Here is an 18,308-nt window from a genome sequence, read left to right on the forward strand (position 1 = left end):
GTTTGTTAAGAGTTATAAGCCCATTTCAGGTAGATCGACCCCCAGGTAAATCCACCGCCAAAGGCTGCAAAAATTAAGTTATCTCCTTTTTTCAATTGTTTTTCATAATCTGCAAGCAACAGCGGCAGGGTGGCCGAGGTGGTATTCCCATACTTATGGATATTTACCATTACCTTTTCACTTTCCACACCCATGCGGTTTGCAGTAGCATCGATGATGCGTTTATTGGCCTGGTGAGGCACCAGCCATTGAACATCTTCCCTGCTCAGGTCATTGCGATCCATGATTCGCGCAGCGACATCAGCCATATTGGAAACCGCGTATTTAAATACGTTCTTTCCATCCTGGTATACAAAGTGCTTTTTATTGCGAACCGTTTCCTCGCTGGCAGGAAGAATAGATCCTCCGGCTTCAATCTTCAGGAATTCCCTTCCTATACCATCAGTTCTGAGGAATTCATCCTGAAGGCCATACCCCTCCTGGTTGGGTTCAAACAAAACCGCTCCGGCACCATCCCCGAAAATAATACAGGTGGTCCGGTCGGTATAGTCAATAATAGACGACATCTTGTCGGCTCCGATAAGCAACACCTTTTTATAGCGCCCACTTTCAATATAGGCGGATGCTACAGACATCCCGTAAAGGAAGCTGGAACAGGCGGCCTGAAGGTCGTAGGAAAACGCATTTTTTGCACCGATCTCGCTGGCCACATAGGTGGCTGTTGCGGCAACGGGCATATCTGGCGTAGCCGAGGCTACGATAACCAAATCGATGTCTTCGGGGTTTAAGCCGCTCTTCTCCATCAGGTTCTGAGCCGCTTTTATGGCGAGATAGGAAGTACCTTTACCTTCCTCTTTTAGGATATGTCGTTCTTTGATCCCGGTCCTGGAAGTAATCCACTCATCATTGGTGTCGACCATGGTTTCTAATTCCTTGTTGGTCAGCACATAATCGGGAACGTAAGCTCCCACAGCAGTGATAGCTGCTTTAAGTTCACTCATAATCCGCTAGTTTTAATCCTAAAACGTGCAAAATTCGATAAAAATTTGTTGAAATTACTAATTTTTATCTGAATCAGGGTGCAAAATAATTGGTTTTTAGCCCTTAGAAAAATTTTGACAAAAAAAACTCTCACATGGGTGAGAGTTTCTATTGTCGTCTGTATTTCTTCCTTAAGCTACTTCTTCTGCAGAGTTATCGATAAGTACCTGGCCTCTGTAGTAAAGTTTACCTTCGTGCCAGTGAGCTCTGTGATAAACGTGCGCTTCTCCGGTAGTAGGATCAACAGCAATCTGAGGAGCAGTCGCCTTATAATGCGTTCTTCTCTTATCTCTTCTTGTGCTGGACTGTCTTCTTTTAGGATGTGCCATCTTTAAATCTTATTTATCCGTTAATAGTTTCTTCAGTGTGTCCCAACGCGGATCTGTATCCCCGTCATTATTTTTGTTCTCTTCCTTCGGTTGAAATTCTTCAAGCTTTTTCAAGATATCACTCGACAAGGTACCGTCTTTCACGCCGGGGTGAACCCTTTTGGCGGGAACCGCTAATACCATCATCTCGTAGATGTACTGGGCAATATTGATCTGATGTTCTCCGTGAGGAATAATGAGTAACTCTTCGTTTTCATCATTGTATTCATCCCCGAACTTCACCACCAGGTGAAGCTTGCCGTCTACCGGCAGATCGAAGGGCTCATCAGTAAGGTCACATGGCACGTTAACCGCGCCGTCACCTTCAATAAGAAGCTCCAGCATAGTGCTCTTTTTCTCTAAAACAACCTTTACCTCCACTGCTGCGGAAGCAAATTCGTCATAGTTAAAAGCCTCAAAGAACGAATTATCAATTTGATAATCAAACTGGTGTTTTCCGAGTTTCAACCCAACAAAAGGAATATCGAACTCCTTTAACTGCTTCATTTTAAACATCAGTTTTCAAAGCCATCTCCTTAAGGATAAGGCGGGTGCAAAGATATAAATTTTTATGAATCATAATCATGTTATCAACTTTTTTTTGTTCATAACTTGCCGGATAGCTTTTTCAGGGGATTTGAGGTGATCTCAGCGTATTCCTGACGGTTTCTGAAGATGGCCATGGCGGCAAAAACAGCCTCTTCAAAAGAATGGTGATCGGCCTTCCCTTTTCCCGCGATCTCATAAGCCGTTCCGTGATCGGGAGACGTGCGTACCCTGCTCAGTCCGGCCGTATAATTCACTCCATTCCCGAAGCTCAGCGTCTTGAATGGAATAAGCCCCTGGTCGTGATAGGCGGCAACCACCGCATCAAACTGCTTATAGGTCCCGCTGCCGAAGAAACTGTCGGCAGAATACGGACCGTAAACCAAAATTCCGCCTTCATGCATCTCCTGCAATACAGGGCGTACCACCTCATCGTCTTCATTCCCGATCACGCCCTGGTCTCCCGAATGCGGATTAATGCCTAAAACAGCAATACGCGGACGGCGGATCCTGAAATCCTTCAGCAGGGAATCGTGGATGATCTTCACCTTCTTTTTGATGAGTTCCGGGGTAATATGGCCAGGTACATCCTTTACCGGCACATGGTCGGTAAGCAGGCCTACACGAAGGCCATCGCTTATCATAAACATCAGGGCATCTCCCTCCAGCTCCTGGGCCAGGTAATCGGTATGCCCGGGAAACTTAAAATCGGCACTCTGAATATTGTGCTTATTGATGGGGGCCGTAACCAGGACATCCACATCCTCGTTTTTCAGCGCCTCCACGGCTGCCTTCAGGGAAAGCCAGGCGTATTTACCACCTTCCTCCGTTTCCTTCCCGGGCTCAATATCGGGGGTTTCCTTCCAGACGTTAACCACATTAATCTTCCCGTGCACCACCTTATCAACGGCTTCCACTCCCTGGTAGGTCATATTGATATTAAGGGCTTTGCGCTGATACGACAGCACCTTGGTAGATCCGAAGATCACCGGGGTGCAAAAATCGAGCATGCGACTATCTTCAAAGGTCTTCAGAATGATCTCCACGCCAATACCGTTGAGATCGCCCATGGAGATCCCTACTTTTATACGTTCTTCACTTTTCATTTCAAGTGTGAAATTTTCGGTTGTTCAAAATCGGGCAGGTATGAGTTGTTGACAGCTTTCCCTATCTTTACACCTCATAATTCAGCTGCCTTTAAAAGCAAATTTAACCAAATTAAATCAGAATGTTCACAGGCATTATCGAAGAGTTGGGAACCATTACCAAACTGGAAAAAGAAAAGGAAAACCTGCATATTCATATCGAAAGCAACATCACCCATGAGCTTAAGATCGACCAAAGCGTGGCCCATAACGGGGTATGTCTTACCGTGGTGGCTATTAAGGACAGGTCGTATGTGGTTACTGCCATCCAGGAGACCCTGAACAAGACCAATCTGAGCCACTGGAAGGTAGGCGACCAGGTGAACCTGGAGCGCGCCATGAAAATGGGGGCCCGCCTCGACGGACATATTGTGCAGGGCCATGTAGACCAAACCGGAATTTGCACCCGGATCAGGGAAGAAGACGGCAGCTGGCGCTTCTCCTTTACCTACGACCCGGAGAAGAGCAACGTCACCATCGAAAAAGGCTCTGTTACCATAGACGGCACCAGCCTTACCGTGGTAGACTCCGGAAAAGACCATTTTAGCGTGGCCATCATTCCCTATACCTATGATCACACCATCTTCAAAAACTACAAGGTAGGCACGATCGTCAACCTGGAATTTGATGTGGTTGGGAAGTATGTGGCAAGGATTATGGAGCTAAGAGGAAAGGAGTTTTGAGTTTGAGTTGGAGTTGGAGTTGGAGTTGGAGTTTGGGTTTGGGTCTGAGCGCTGAAAATCAGGTCAAGTCCTTATGCTCGCCTGACAGAATCCTCCCGTCCGCTTTAATTTAGCCAGCCCCCCTCTAAAGGGAAGGAACACCTATGCTACGCCCTATGTTCCTCCTAGACCTTCCCCTACTGAGGGGAGATGTTTATCCATGACTTAAACCTTTAAATCACCCACTCAGTCCTTCGGACAGTTCCCTCTGTTAGGCTGAGAATAGGTTGAAAATTCTGCTACGCATCCTAATTAATAAAAGCAACTTCCCCTTACAAGGAAAAATGGCAGCGAAAAGCGCTGACCGATGTGATATTTTAAAAAATAATTGTGTGGTGTTTACCGAAATAGAAAAAGTGTCATTCAACAGGTGGGTTCGCTCGTATGCAATGATTCTCCCCTCAAACTCAAACTCCAACTCCAACTCCAACTCAAACTCCAACTGTTCCTCCCGACTCCCCACTAACGACTCCCGACTTCCGACTAACGACTCCCGACTAACTCCTAACGAACCGGCTCCAGGGTTCGTACAAATCCGCGGTAGCCGCGTTGTTTGAGTTCATTGAGGTGAGCATAGGCCTGGCCTTTCTTCTGGAAGATCCCTGAGAATAAACGGGTATAGCCATCGTTTCCTTTTTCCAGTACCAGGTCGTTAACGGCGGCAAAGCGGTCGAGGTCTATATTCTCTCCGGCCTTGTAAGCGGCGAGTTGCACAGCATAGGCTGCCGGAGAAAGGGAGTTCGGACTCACGCTAAGCTCCGGGATCATCCCCCTTCGCCTGGTGGCTTCCGGTACATTTCCGGAAGCTTTTTCCGGATCGGATGCGGAGCCACTTTCCACCGCTGCGGTTTTTCCGGATGTTTCGTCCATACCCTCGGCCATATAGTACTCCACCCGTTCACGATCCGGATCGTTCGAGATGTAGAATTCAGATCGCCTGTTAAGCTGGTGGTCTTCCCGGGTACAATTTACCCCGTCCGGACAGTCGGTAACCAGGTGACGTTCTCCGAGTCCCACCGCTTTGATCCTGTCCTTATCCACCCCTTTTGAGATCAGGTAATTCGCAGTGCTTTCCGCCCTGCGATCAGACAGTTTCTGGTTATAGGCACGGGACCCGCGGCTATCGGTAAAGGAAATGATCTCCAGGGTAAGCTCTTTGTTCTTATTGAGGTATTCTGCGATCTTATCCAGTTCCACAGCAGCGTCGCGGCGGATGACCGAACGATCAAAATCAAAATAAATATCATTAAAATCAAGCACTTCCAGCAGGTCACGTCTTACCAGTTGCTCCAGTTCGGGCTTCAGGGCAATATCGTAATACCTGCCATCTTCCTTAACATCCATATTCTCCTTACCGTAATCCTTCTTTTCGGCTTCCACCCAGACCTCTCCGTCATTACGAACGTTCTCAAAAAGATAAGCTCCCTGGTGGTTAGTGAGGGTAGAATCGATTACATTACCATCCTTCAGCAAGGTTACATTAGCTTCCACAATAGGCTCTCCGCTTTCAAGATCGATGATGATCCCCTCCACATCGATATATTCATCATTGGCTTTGATAGCATAGATATCGTCGCCTCCCCTTCCGCCCCAGCGGTTACTGGAAATATATCCCACCTGCCCGCTGGCATCGGTAAGCATGCTAAAATCGTCTCTTCTGGTGTTTACCGGCGACCCCAGGTTATTGATGCGTCCCACGATATACGGGTCGAGCAACTCTGCCTCGTAGATATCCAGTCCGCCCAAACCGGGATGACCGTCACTGGCAAAATAAAGCTTTCCGTTGGACACAAAAGGAAAGGTCTCCCTTCCTTCGGTATTGATCACGCCCTGCACCGGCTGAGGAATTCCGTAGGACCCGTCTTCCTTGATGGCTACTGCAAAAATATCAGAAGCGCCTTTGGTGCCGGGCATATCGCTGGCAAAATACAACACCTTCCCGTCGGCACTCAGAGCCGGGTGCGCCACAGACCACCCATCATCATTAAAAGGCACCGGTTCGGGCTCTGTCCACCCTCCGCGGGGAAGGCGTTCGGCGGTCATGATCATCAGCCGGGTAATACCATCCTTATCTTTTTTAAGTTTCTTCCCTGTTGAATTATTACGGGTAAACCAGATCCGCTGACCATCGGCTGAAAAGGTAGCCGTACTTTCGTGATATCGCGAATTGATCGTCTCTGAAAACTTCTTGATTCCCTGAAGGTTGCCTGTAGCCGTGTCCCGACCGGCCCTGTAGATCTCCTGGAAGTAGGCCTGGTCCCATCCGTGCTGATTTTTAACGGCCCCACCGGTATCGCGGGTAGAGGTAAACACCACCTCATCGCCATACCATACCGGCCCGAACTCGGAATAGCGGGTATTCCCGTTTATCCTGCTCACCGTAAACCTGTCTTTTTGCCGGCGTATCTCCTGGCGGTAGTTCTTGTGCAGCTGCAGCAATCGTGCCCTGGCGTCGTTCTGATTCTTTCGGTATAAGGCATTCATGATCTCGTCCGAACGATTGTAATCGCCCACGGTCTTAAGGGCCTGGGCAAAACGGAAATACAATTCCGGATCAGGATCGGGAACGATCTCAAAAAGTTTGTGGTAATAGGAAGCCGCGTTTTCGTAATCGGCTATGAAATAAAAGGAATTGGCCAGTTTGGCGTAGACGTCAGGGCTGTGTCCCCCTTGTTTTACCACCCCTTCATACAGGCGGGTGGCTTTGGAATAATTGAGCTGATCATAAGATTCCTCAGCCTTTTGCAGTCGACGGTCCTGTGCCTGAAGCCCCATCGCCCCAAACAGCAATAACCAGCTGAATTGTCTTATAAACTGAAGTACTTTACGCCCCATTAAGTACCAAATAAAAATGAATTCACAAGGCTGTCTGCGCTGCGGCATCGACCTTATCTACAAATTCACACTTTTGCCTCTAAGGTAAATGCCCAAACAGACAAAATGCAAATATTACAGTTAAAAAGCATATATGTGGGTTATTTAGCACAACCAATGCCGTATATACTTCTGCATATCAGCTGTGTCTGATATTTTTTGTGAGTTAAAATGTTATTGAATTAGGGTATTAAACTATTTTCTATATCTGAAATAATTCTATATATTACCCGACCCTAAATCCTTGAGATACATGCGTACATACCTTTGGTTTTTTTGTCTTGTAATGCTGCTTCAGAGTTGTGCTGACAGCAGTACAGAGGAGACCCTTATCGTAACGGAACATGAAAGCCAGGCCTACTCCCGGTTCCTGGAAGCCATGGAGCTGAAAGAAAAGGCAAAAAAAGACACCATCCCGGAAGAGGCGAACAGAAATTTCTCGAAGGCGTGGGACCTGCAAACCGCCCTGTTTAAAGAGGAGCTTCACGATACGTTAAAAGCGAAGGTGTACCAGCAGATGATCGGCCTGAGCAGAGAGTTATTCCTGTTAGACAGCACCCTGGCGCTGACCCATGGATATGAAAAAATGGCCATGGACAAGAATGACAGCACTTTGCTTGCCGACGCCTATTACCGGCTTTCCTATTATTATTCTGTGGCCAATGCCATAAATGCCTCCCATAAATACGGGGTCAAAGGCATCGCACTCGCGAAAAAGATCAAAGACAGCTCCCTGGTATTCAAGTCAGCCCTGACCGTGGCCAATATGCTGAGGTCTCACTCCCTCAACAGGGAAGCGGAGAAGGTTGCACTGGAAGGACTTCCCTATACCCGCAAGGATTCTGAGAAATTGAAATTATTCAACGTCCTTGCCACCGTATCCGGTGCAAACAAGGATTATAACGAAAAGATCTATTGGCTTAATGAAGCCCTAAAACTGGCAAAGGAAGACAAGATCCGGCTCATCTTACAGAACAACCTGGCCATGGGCTATTTCCGCCGGGGCGAGAAGGGGGATAAAAGGAAATCCATGGAGATCCTCGAGGACATCAGAACAGACTCCCTATACAACTCTAAAGTAGCATTACTGAGCCCCAAATTAAGGTCAGATAAAGCCCGGGCACTTGCCAACCTCGGTTATGTAAAGGCCGATCTTGGACTGGAGGGCAGCATGGCGCTCTACGAAGAAGCAAGGGACCTTTGGAGCAGTATTGGAGCCAAAGACGACCTGGCTTCCGTATACTACCGCATGGCTCTTTACAACAGGAACGACCTGGTGAGAGCCCGTGAATTTGCCCTTAAATCCCTGGATTACGCAAGAGATACCCACATGCTGGAAGAAGAGCTCGATGCCCTGAAACTTTTGGTCGAGATCCATCCGAATCCCAAGGCTTATGCACTGCAATTTCAAAACCTTAATGACAGCCTGAACAGGGAGGTCAACAATTCTCAGAATCTCTTTGGACGATATCTTTACGACGTAGAACGCACCCGCACAGAAAACAACGAACTGGAAGCTCAGGCCAGGGAACAGCAGCTGAAACTGGAGCGCAGCAGAATGCAGAACATTGCCCTGACAGTAGGCATTGCCCTGCTTCTCGGGGCCGGATTCCAAAGCTACCGGCTTATGCGTACCCGCCACCTGTTACAGCAATCGGAGGAGATCCGAAAGACGGAGTCACGCATTGCCAAGCGTATTCACGATGAACTGGCCAACGACCTGTACAACACCATGACCTTTGCCGAACTTAACAACCTCGAGAAGGATACCACCAAGAGTACCCTGCTCGATAACCTGGAGCACCTGTACCAGCGAACCCGGGACATCTCCAGGGATAATGCCACCGTGGTTACCGGCAAGCATTTTGACGAGGTCCTGGACCACCTAATAGAACAGTACCAGAGCGGCCATACCAATATCCTGGCCCGCGGATTAAATCAGATCGACTGGAGCAAGGTGGAAACCCACAGGCAGGAGGCCCTTTACCGTTCCCTCCAGGAACTGTTGGTGAACATGCGCAAACACAGCGAAGCCACTCTGGTGGTGATCACTTTTACGCAGCAGGGAAAACTCCTTCAGGTGACTTACAAAGACAATGGAAAAGGGATGAAGATGAACGGTCAACTTGAAAACGGCGGTCTGCACAATATGAAAAGCCGGGTTACCCAAACCGGAGGCCGGTTTAAACTGGATAGCGCCGAGGGCAAAGGCGTGAAGGTGGAGGTGGTTTATGGTTAGTCGGGAGCTTGCCTGCCTGTGCGAAGCACGGTAGGTCGTTAGTTGTGAGTTGTGAGTTGTAAATGGTGCGTTTTGAATATGAGACTTAAGAAAAAGAGAGAAAGTCACCGCGAAGCCACCTGATAATTGAGATCATTGTTCATCAGGAACACCCCTTCCGTCTTCAGGCATTCGCCTGAATCCACCATTAACAATTTCACCTTCGCTTCAGCGAAGGGAAATCAATACCCTACCCGGTCTTCCTTCTCCAGCCACTCCTTCATCATCGTAAAAGCCTGTTCCCGCATTTTGTTCTCCGTCCTGATCTTACGCTGCTGAATGGGCAGTGGAATTTCCTTATAGATAAAGTCATCATCGAAACCGATAGTGGCAGCATCCTCCTTGGTACATGCAAACACGATCCGGTCGGGTCGCGCCCAGTAGATGGCCCCAAGACACATGGGGCAGGGTTCACAGCTGGCATACAGGGTACACCCGGCCAGGTCGCCATTATTCAGAAAACGGCAGGCATCCCGAATGGCCACCACCTCGGCATGGGCGGTAGGATCTACTGTGCTGAGCACCTGGTTAAATCCGCGTCCGATCACCTCACCCTCTTTAACGATCACACAACCAAAGGGTCCGCCGCTGTTGTTATGCATCCCTTTGCGGCCGAGGGCGATGGCCTGTTCTAAATATTTTCGGTCTTCTTCCATTAGTTTAAAATTTAAGGTTACAGGTTACAAGTTACAGGGGTTACAGGTCACAGGGGTTACAGGTTACAGGAAATGAATAATTCAATACCCAAAAGGCAAATTCCAAAAACCTAAATGCTCAAAATCAAAGCGCCTTGTTCCCCGCCATTGCAGACAAGTCCGGACTCCAACTCATCACTCTAATACATTACCTGATGTGATCGCCACGGCCATTGCCAGGCAGGCCCCCTACTAACGACTAACGACTAACGACTCCCTACTAACGACTCCCGACTAACCCTCACTCCGTCATCACCTCGGCTTTCATGAGCTGTCTTTGTTTGTAGAGGGAATCGCGTATACGCTCAAATTGCGGGTGTTGTCTCAGGGGTTGAAACACGGGGTCCGGAACAGATTCATCACTGATGATATGGTAGATCCACCACTCATTTCCCCACCCGGTTTTCAAGGCCCGTTTTAAATACTCCATGGCGACCGCCGTGTCGCCTTTCATCGTATAGATCTCGGCCAGCTCAAAAAGGGCATCAGGATCTGCCGGGGTCTCCAGGAGCACCTGGGTAAGCCGCGATTCGGCCTCGCTGAAAATGACCCGGGCCGCCGCAGTATCCCCCTGTTTCATATACAAAAACCCCATATTGATCGGAGGATGCTCCGGCACCCCATATACCGTGTACCGCTCTAAATGTGCCATGGCCGATTCGTAATCCTTCAGGAATACCTCGTTAAAGGCGGCATTCAGGTAAGGCCTGGGATAGGTATGAAAAGCATACCTCAACAGGGAATCGGTGTATTTACGAAGGGTGGTGGTATCCCCTTTAAAGATGGACCAGATCGCATATCGCCGGTATTTCGACAGCGTGCTTAAGGTATCATCGCCAAATTCCGTTTTATCCAGGATCCCCCGTGAAGCATCAAACATCCCGATACCCAGGTAGGACCTGGTGAGCGACCTGTAGGCCGAAACACTATCCGGGTAGGCCTGTATCACTTTTCGGTATTCCCTGACCGCCCCGGCGAAATTACCTCCGAGGAAGAGGGAATCGCCCGGTTTGACCATCTCCTCAAAGGGAGGGTACTGCTCCGGGGTTTTGGTTTGCTGGTTGCAGGAAACAAATACAGAGAGTAGGGAGTAGAGAATGGAGAGTAGAAATGTTTGTTTTAAAATTAAGGCAACCCTTACAGGGGGTTTGGTTTGTTGGTTGCAGGAAGCTAAAGCAGAGAATAGAGAATAGAGAATAGAGAGTAGAGATGTTTCTTTTAAAATTAAGATAAACATTTTGTTTGTAGAATATTTTCTATATTTATAAATATCTTTTGTCAATGCATTACAATTTAATTGTTTGGAAAAAGAGTGTTCAAATGGCCATTGCTCTTTACAACCTAACTGATACCTTTCCTAAACATGAGAGGTACGGATTAGTATCTCAAATTAACAGGGCCGGAGTTTCCGTAGCTGCAAATATCGCTGAGGGGTCTGCTCGAACTTCAACCAGAGATTACATCAAATTTCTAAATATTTCTAAAGCCTCCTTAACGGAGCTGGAAACCCTATTAATCATATCCGAGGGTATCGGATATGGGGATACAGACTTATTCATAATTGATCATATAATTCCAATTAAAAAAATGCTTAATAAACTCGAATCAACCCTAAAGAATAAACTCTAACCCTATTATCTACTCTCTATTCTCTACTCTCTATCCCCTAATCCTTATCCAACTTCCCCTGCACCTCGACCTTGGCGCGTTTGTTGGTGACCATGGTCCCTTTGGAATCGTATTTCATCTCTATGGATTTCACCTTTTCGTCCTTTTTACCGGGTACCTGGAAGGGTACAGTGGCCATGCCTTTGGTGAGCAACCCGGTGGCAGGGTTGAAGGTCTTACTTTCGCCTCCTTCCATCTTTATAGTCACCTCCTTGATCTGTACGGTGCCCTGAACGCATTTGATGCGGATCCAGTTGGCGGTGCGTTCATTTCCCGTGAGATTTACCTTATCGGTCTCGCTTTTAAAGGCCACACTCTTCTCGGCCAGTTTCTTCCAGTTTCCGTCCTGGGCCTGTACAGCGGGTACAGCCATCACAAACAGCAGTAGTATACCAAATAGTTTCATAAATCGTAATTGTTTTTAAGTGATTTTGATATACTAAAATACTGAATTACAGTTAATTATATTAAGGGAGTCGGGAATCGGGAGAAGAAAGCGATAAAAATGAATTTAAGGTTACGGGTTACAAGGGTTACAAGGGTTACAAGGGTTACAAGGGTTACAAAGGTTACAGTTCCAGCAAATAGGTAAATAGGCGAATGGGTGAAGGTTTAAAGTTGTAAACCTGTCTGCCGACAGGCAGGGGCGTGAAGGCGTGAAGCTGCAAGGTTTTAAAGTATTATTAAAGTAACTCCGGAATAACCAGGAAACGTTTTCGTGAAACTGACTGCCGAATGGCCGTGGTTGAAAAATTCCTGTGGGAACTTGCCTGCCTTGAGGACTCCCAAATTTTGACTGAACTTTAATTAGAATTGTCCTACTTAAAAAGATTGCCGCGTCGGGCAAAGCCCTTGTCGCAATGACTATCCTCCATTAATAGTTCGTCATTCACAATTCATAATTCTTACTGAATACTATCCTTCCGCGATTCCAGCTCCCGTTTATAGCCATTGACGACCTGCACAAGGTTGTCGTACTTCTCACTGAGATTCTTGTTGCTGTTGGCGAGCTTTTGCTGCTCTTCGATCAGGGCCTCGGTCTGGGTGTGATAGCTGTAGAGAATGATCCCGCTCAGGAGTCCGTAGACTACAAATCCTGCCAGCACGATATGGGTAAGGTTGCGTTTGTACATGACCACAAAATTGGACGGTCGCAGGAATGGGGACATAAACAATGGATTATTTGGGGACTTAAATATAGATTTTTTCTTACAAAATAGTGTGCCTGAAAGGATTAAGAGTTGTGAGCGAGTAGCCAGGTGTGGTGAAGTTTTCTGTTTGGGTGGTGAAGGGGTAATGAGCAAAGGAGCTAAGTAGCGAATTTACCTGCCGGCAGGCAGGGGAGCGAAGGAGCGAAGGGGTAAAGGGGTAAGGGAGGAAGGTTTAGGAGGTTACAAAGGTTACAAGTTACAGGGGTAATTAATTATAAATTATAGATGATAGATTATGAATGAATTGTTTTCGCCGGAACTAAATCCCTTGTCCCTTTCTCTCTTTTCATCTTCCGATGACCCCGCCTGCGGCTTCCCGGACGAAGCTTCCCCCTGTTTCCCCTCCCCTACGGCGAAGCCCTCATGAGCTCCCGTGGAATAACAAGTATGCGAATAAAAGGGAGCAGGGGAAAGCCATTCTTATAGAAAGATTCCGCTAATAGAAGGGAAGCCGAATATTTGCAGCAATAGGCTGTAAAACAAGCGAGGGCCGAGCGTTAAAAAAACTGCCTGTGGCTCTTTTTAGCGATGGAGCCAGGTGGCGGGATGGCAATTAAGACTATCCGTCTTCGCGAGTTTATCTACCGAAGGTAGGCCTGCATGACGGCAGACAGGCTTTTCAAAGAAAAGCGTGGCGATCTCCCCAAAAGTACCCCAATTAGTATTTAAATTCTCAACTACAACCAAAAGATTGCCACGTCGGGCACGCCCTCCCTGCCTGCCCTCCGGCCAGGAAGGCAGGCTCGCAATGACATGTCTTTATTAATCAATCTCTACTCGCCAATCAGAATTGCCTCTTACATTATCCCCACCCCCCCTCATCAAATAGCTTACCCCCACCCTATGGTTTCATGCTTAAAAAAACCTTACTTTTAACGATAATAATCTCAATATGATGTATTTATGCGATTCATACTTCCGGTATTATCAATGATCCTGCTTCTTACCATTTCCTGCAAGCAAACCACAACGCAGAATTCCAATATCACAGAAACCTACGCCGACTCCCTGGCACAGGCCAGTATCGATAGTTCGATGATCGCCGGAGCAGCCCTGCTGATTGCAAAGGGAGACAGCATGATACTGGACAAAGCCTATGGGTATGCCAGCCTGGAACTACAGAGTCCTATTCCCGAAAATGCGCAGTTTGAAATAGGATCGGTTACCAAGCAATTTACGGCAGCAGCCATCCTGAAACTTGTGGAGAATGGAAAAATCAGCCTGGAAGATGATTTTACCAAATACCTCAACTTTGACACAAAAGGAAGAACGATCACTATTGATGAGCTGCTCAATCACACCTCAGGTATTCCCAGCTATACCGAGATCCCGGAATTCTGGAAACTATCTTTGGAATCTCACCCAAGAGACACCCTGGTAAGGCTGGTCGAATCCAAAGCGTTTCTTTTTGAACCCGGAGAGGCGCTTATTTATAATAACTCCGGGTATTTCTTCCTGGGACTCATCATTGAAAAGGTAAGCGGGAAAAGCTATGAAGAATACCTTAAAGAAACCTTCTTTGATCCCCTGGGGATGGACCACACCACCTATTGCTCTTCCACTAAGGTGACTCCCGGCAAGGTATATGGTTATAATATGGGGGAGAACGGACTGGAGCAAAAACCTTACCTGGATCACACCTGGCCGTATGCCGCAGGCTCACTGTGCTCCACCACCCAAGACCTGTATACCTGGATGAAGGCCCTGCATGGAGGCCGGGTACTCCCTGACAGCTTATACCGGCAAATGATCACTCCTAAAAAGCTGAACAATGGGGCACCCCTGCAATATGCCATGGGCGTAACAAATCACAGGTCAAATGGCTACCTGGAGATAAGTCACGGGGGAGGAATCAACGGATTCCTGAGCGATACCCGGTACCTGCCGGAAGAAAACCTCTATGTGATCGGACTGGTAAACACCACCGGTCCTCACGGTCCCGGCCGTTTTACCCAGGCCCTCATCGATACTTTGGTGACCCCGCAGAAACCTGTAACAAAAGACCTGGACACCAATACCGAAACCCTTACCGGCACCTACGAAGGCCAGGTCCGCGGACTCATGCTTAACCTCAGGGTAGAAGGATTCGAAGACGGGATCATCCTGCAACCGAAAGACGCCGAAACTCCGGACACTGTGTTAACCTACCTGGGGAATACCACCTGGTTCAGGGAGGGTGCTAAATTCCGGTTTGAAGAAGACACCCTCTTCGTAGAAGAAGTTGCTGGGTATTATAAGTTGGTGAAAAAGTGAGAAGGGAGGAAGGTTAAGGAGGTTACAAGGGTTACAAGGGTTACAAGGGTTACAAGGGTTACAAGGGTTACAAGGGTTACAAGGGTTACAAGGGTTACAAGGGTTACAAGGGTTACAAAGGTTACAAGTTACAGGGGTAATTGATTATAAATTATAGATGATAGATTATGAATGAATTGTTTTCGCCGGAACTAAATCCCTTGTCCCTTTCTCTCTTTTCCCTTTCAACGACAAAGCCCTCATGAGCTCCCGTGAAATAAAATGTTGTTTTAATCCTCTTCCAGTGACCCTACATTCAGCTGCAAATACCTAAGCTTTTCCCTGATTTCCCCTGCCCTAAAGGGAGCAGGGAAAAGCCAATTATATAGAAAGATTTCGCCAATAGAAGGAAACCGAATATTTGCAGCAATACGCTGTAAAACAAGCGGAAGTGCGTTTTTCGAAGCGAAGCGAAGAAAAAAAGAGCATGCAGCGCCGTTTTAGCAGCGGTTCTGCGTAGCAGAAATTGCCTCAAATATTCTTGATTTTTTGGTTCGTTTTGCATCAAGGCAAAATGAACATATATGAATTCATGAAAAGCCAAATATTATGAAGATATTCTACCAACAGGAAGGTCTCTAACCCTTACTCCCGTCGCCTTATAAATCGCATTAACAATCGCAGCCGCCGCAGGCCCCTGGGCCGCTTCCCCGGCACCTAAAGGCGGCAGCTCCGGCCGGTCGATCACCTCCACCTCCACCTTGGGAATCTCCTTAAATCGCAACACCGGATAACTCTGCCAGTCGATAGACGAGATATGGGTTTCATTCCATTTCACAGCTTCTTTCAGCGTCCATGAGGCCGACTGGATCATACCTCCTTCCGTCTGATTAATGAGTCCGTCGGGATTGATGCATTCCCCGGCGTCGATAACACTCCACATCTGTTTTACCACAGGGAGTCCGTCGTTTACCTCCACCAGGGCGGCTACCGCACAATAGGAAGCACTGTTTTTGTAGCGGGCAAAGCCGATCCCCAGGCCCTGTCGTTCTCCCGGAGTGACAGCAGCGGTGATCTGTTTTAAACGACCTACACAGGCAATAGCCCGTTCATCTTTCAGGTGCGCCAGGCGAAACGAGAAAGGATCCTGTCCGGCCTTTTCCGCCAGCTCGTCCATAAAGCATTCGATGGAGAATACATTGGCATAGGCGCCCAGGCTTCGGAGGGCCGACACCCGCAGCGGACCCTGGTAGATATGGGAGGTCAGTCGGAACGCATCCGTGTTATAAATAGGTGGTGCATTGCGAATGGCACCCCCTCTCCACCCTTGTCCCGGTGTTCCGAAAGAGGGCTCCAGGAAGCGGCCGGGAAGGAGGTTGGCCGGATCCCCGGAAGTGGGACGGGTAGAGTGGGCATCACTCCACAGCTCATAATGCCAGCCTTTGATCTTTCCATTACTGTCGAGGGTCGCCTCGTGCTCCATCACCATGGCCGTGCCGTAGGGCTCCCAGGCGTGTTCTTCATTTCGCATCCACTGCAGGCGCACATGTTTCCCGGGGATCTCCACAGCGATCAGGGCCGCCTCCCCCGCGACATCATCGGCAGCGTTATGCCCGTAGCACCCCGAACCGGGGACCCCTTTGATATGCACTTTTTCCAATTGCAGATCCACCATTTTAGCGATGGTTTCCCGAAGCGGATACACCCCCTGGCTGTGACACCAGATATGGAGCATTCCCTCCTCGAACAGGGCCACCGCGCAGGACGGACCGTTGGCGGCATGCATGATCCAGGGTTTGGAATAGGAGGCCTTAACAAGGGTTCCCCCTTCCTTAACCCTCTCCCAATCGCCCTTATCTTCATCGGTATTGGAATCCTGTGGCAGGGATTTTATGAATGCTTTGAGGTCTTCAGGTTGTTCAAGCGGTTCCCCAATCTCCCATGTTACCTTACCATCTAACACACGCTGGAGCTGCACCGCCTGGAATTCTTTTTCTGCCACAACGGCCAGGAAGGTGCCTTTACGCACCAGTTGTACAAATCCCAGTTTATCGGATACGGTGGCTTCATCTACACCGGCCAAAGCTGCGCTATAGGCAGGAGGCCTGATGATACGGGCGTGCACCATCCCGGGAAAGCGAAGGTCCTGCACATAGAAGGCCTCTCCCCTTACCATTTTCTCAAGATCAGGTCGTGGTATGGGTTGCCCGACAAACTTTCTTCGGGTTTTTCCGTAGTACTCCCTGGGTTCAAAGACGGTTTTTTCGATCTTCTTGCCATTCAGTATCTCGGCAAAAGAAAGTGAGACCCCATTCACGATCACCGCCCCGTTTTCCATTTCCAGTCCTTCGGCCTCCGTTTTATACTCCTCCACTACCAGACCAAAGAGGATTTCCCGCAAACAGGCTGCTGCCTGTCGCACGCTCATCGCACTGGTTTCCATCGACCGGCTTCCGGCCGTGATCCCCTCGTCGGGCGTCACCCCGGTTTCGGCCAGTTGGAGGGAAAGGGTATCAAAGGAGGTATTGAGTTCTTCGGCTGCGACCTGGAGGATGGCTGTGGACAGGCCCTGCCCCAGCTCCATTTTCCCGGTGATCACCTGTATGCGTCCGTCTTCCAGGAGCCGGATCCAGGAATCGATGCGATCGGGATCCGTAAGTACCCCGGGCACTTCCCCCAAGGACAGGTCTTTATTTTCCGTGGTACAGGCCATGGGTCCGAGGATGGAAAATCCGATGGTAATACTCCCAGCCTGCTTGATAAAAGTTCTTCTGTTGCTCATGACTTCCGGGATTTTAAGATGGCATTTAAAATACGGGAGTGGGTACCGCAGCGGCAGATATTGATGTCAAGGGCTTCCCTGATCTCGGCCTCGGTAGCCGAAGGGTTTGCATCGAGTACAGAAACGGCATTTATTACCATTCCGTTCAGGCAATACCCGCACTGGGCGGCCTGTTCTTCGAGGAAGGCCTGCTGTACCGGGTGCAGCTTACCATCTTTGCCGGCGAGGCCTTCGAGGGTGGTCACCTCCTTGCCTTCCACTGCAGCAATAGGCAAAACACAAGACGGGGTGGCTTCCCCATCCAGAAGCACCATACACGCCCCGCACTGCTGGAGTCCGCACCCGAATTTGGGTCCGTTGAGCTGCAGTTCTTCACGAAGGGCATAGAGCAAGGGGGTGGCGGGGTCGATATCGAGTTGAACGGGGTTTCCGTTCACTGTTAAGGAGATCGTTTCCATAAATAGTTTGTTGGTTGACTTGAAGTTACGATTTTTTGGTTAGTGGGGAGTCGTTAGTCGGGAGCTTGCCTGCCTGTGCGGAGCACGGTAGGTAGGGAGTCAGTAAAAAACTTGTCTTCGCGAGCTTTTCGAAGAAAAGCGTGGCGATCTTTTGAAGTGACCTAAATGCTTAAAGAAGGATTATGGATTATAAATTATAGATGATGGATTGAAGGGACGGAGGTACGGAGGTACGAGGGTACGAAGGTACGGGGGTACGGGGGTACGGGGGTACTGTGGTACGAGCCT

The 18,308-nt window shown here is 48.6% G+C and carries 15 protein-coding genes; 4 read left to right on the top strand and 11 right to left on the bottom strand.

The annotated features are described in order from the left end of the window. Nucleotides 1–5 precede the first annotated feature (5 nt). The 4 genes from K7R11_RS01235 to pdxA form a co-directional block, all read right to left on the bottom strand. Complete coding sequence (locus K7R11_RS01235) at nt 6–1,001, bottom strand: beta-ketoacyl-ACP synthase III (RefSeq protein ID WP_224488016.1); 996 nt, start codon at nt 999–1,001, stop codon at nt 6–8. Between the two features lie 171 nt (nt 1,002–1,172). Then, nucleotides 1,173–1,370: a 50S ribosomal protein L32 gene (gene rpmF, locus K7R11_RS01240; protein WP_136334730.1), complete on the bottom strand. Its 198-nt coding sequence runs from the start codon at nt 1,368–1,370 to the stop codon at nt 1,173–1,175. Between the two features lie 9 nt (nt 1,371–1,379). Further along, complete coding sequence (locus K7R11_RS01245; protein WP_224488018.1) at nt 1,380–1,916, bottom strand: YceD family protein; 537 nt, start codon at nt 1,914–1,916, stop codon at nt 1,380–1,382. A gap of 98 nt (nt 1,917–2,014) precedes the next feature. Beyond that, the gene (gene pdxA, locus K7R11_RS01250; RefSeq protein ID WP_224488020.1) at nt 2,015–3,061 is read right to left on the bottom strand and encodes a 4-hydroxythreonine-4-phosphate dehydrogenase PdxA; all 1,047 of its coding nucleotides are present in this window, start codon (nt 3,059–3,061) and stop codon (nt 2,015–2,017) included. Between the two features lie 122 nt (nt 3,062–3,183). Between pdxA and K7R11_RS01255 the strand changes: the two genes are divergently transcribed. Further along, entirely contained in the window at nt 3,184–3,783 is a 600-nt protein-coding gene (locus K7R11_RS01255) for a riboflavin synthase (protein WP_224488022.1), read from the top strand. A gap of 543 nt (nt 3,784–4,326) precedes the next feature. Here the strand turns inward: K7R11_RS01255 and K7R11_RS01260 are convergent. Then, a complete protein-coding gene (locus K7R11_RS01260; protein WP_224488024.1) occupies nt 4,327–6,657 on the bottom strand; it encodes an OmpA family protein in 2,331 nt (776 codons plus the stop codon). Between the two features lie 292 nt (nt 6,658–6,949). Here K7R11_RS01260 and K7R11_RS01265 point away from each other — a divergent pair, with 292 nt between their 5' ends. Next, nucleotides 6,950–8,935: a sensor histidine kinase gene (locus K7R11_RS01265; protein ID WP_224488025.1), complete on the top strand. Its 1,986-nt coding sequence runs from the start codon at nt 6,950–6,952 to the stop codon at nt 8,933–8,935. A 221-nt stretch (nt 8,936–9,156) separates the two neighbouring features. On the opposite strand, the gene K7R11_RS01270 is transcribed toward K7R11_RS01265, so the two are convergent. Both K7R11_RS01270 and K7R11_RS01275 read right to left on the bottom strand, forming a co-directional pair. After that, the gene (locus K7R11_RS01270) at nt 9,157–9,630 is read right to left on the bottom strand and encodes a nucleoside deaminase (RefSeq protein WP_224488026.1); all 474 of its coding nucleotides are present in this window, start codon (nt 9,628–9,630) and stop codon (nt 9,157–9,159) included. A 280-nt stretch (nt 9,631–9,910) separates the two neighbouring features. Then, nucleotides 9,911–10,906 carry a tetratricopeptide repeat protein gene (locus K7R11_RS01275; protein WP_224488027.1) on the bottom strand — a complete coding sequence of 332 codons (996 nt, stop codon included), beginning with the start codon at nt 10,904–10,906 and terminating at the stop codon, nt 9,911–9,913. Nucleotides 10,907–10,950: 44 nt separating this feature from the next. On the opposite strand from K7R11_RS01275, the gene K7R11_RS01280 reads away from it, so the two are divergent. Continuing rightward, nucleotides 10,951–11,298 (top strand): four helix bundle protein, encoded by a 348-nt coding sequence (locus K7R11_RS01280; RefSeq protein WP_224488028.1) that lies wholly within the window; start codon nt 10,951–10,953, stop codon nt 11,296–11,298. 37 nt (nt 11,299–11,335) lie between these two features. On the opposite strand, the gene K7R11_RS01285 is transcribed toward K7R11_RS01280, so the two are convergent. After that, nucleotides 11,336–11,743, bottom strand: a complete 408-nt coding sequence (locus K7R11_RS01285) for a hypothetical protein (protein WP_224488029.1) — start codon at nt 11,741–11,743, stop codon at nt 11,336–11,338. A 499-nt stretch (nt 11,744–12,242) separates the two neighbouring features. After that, nucleotides 12,243–12,506 (bottom strand): hypothetical protein, encoded by a 264-nt coding sequence (locus tag K7R11_RS01290; RefSeq protein WP_224488030.1) that lies wholly within the window; start codon nt 12,504–12,506, stop codon nt 12,243–12,245. A gap of 945 nt (nt 12,507–13,451) precedes the next feature. On the opposite strand from K7R11_RS01290, the gene K7R11_RS01295 reads away from it, so the two are divergent. Next, a complete protein-coding gene (locus tag K7R11_RS01295; RefSeq protein ID WP_224488031.1) occupies nt 13,452–14,801 on the top strand; it encodes a serine hydrolase domain-containing protein in 1,350 nt (449 codons plus the stop codon). A gap of 586 nt (nt 14,802–15,387) precedes the next feature. Here the strand turns inward: K7R11_RS01295 and K7R11_RS01300 are convergent. Together K7R11_RS01300 and K7R11_RS01305 are read right to left on the bottom strand one after the other, a co-directional pair. Next, entirely contained in the window at nt 15,388–17,562 is a 2,175-nt protein-coding gene (locus K7R11_RS01300; RefSeq protein ID WP_224488033.1) for a xanthine dehydrogenase family protein molybdopterin-binding subunit, read from the bottom strand. Beyond that, nucleotides 17,559–18,020: a (2Fe-2S)-binding protein gene (locus K7R11_RS01305; protein WP_224488035.1), complete on the bottom strand. Its 462-nt coding sequence runs from the start codon at nt 18,018–18,020 to the stop codon at nt 17,559–17,561. Before K7R11_RS01305 ends, K7R11_RS01300 begins: the two co-directional genes overlap by 4 nt. Nucleotides 18,021–18,308 lie beyond the last annotated feature (288 nt).

The organism is Robertkochia flava (assembly GCF_020166515.1).
In the GTDB taxonomy this organism is placed as follows: Bacteria; Bacteroidota; Bacteroidia; order Flavobacteriales; family Flavobacteriaceae; genus Robertkochia; species Robertkochia flava.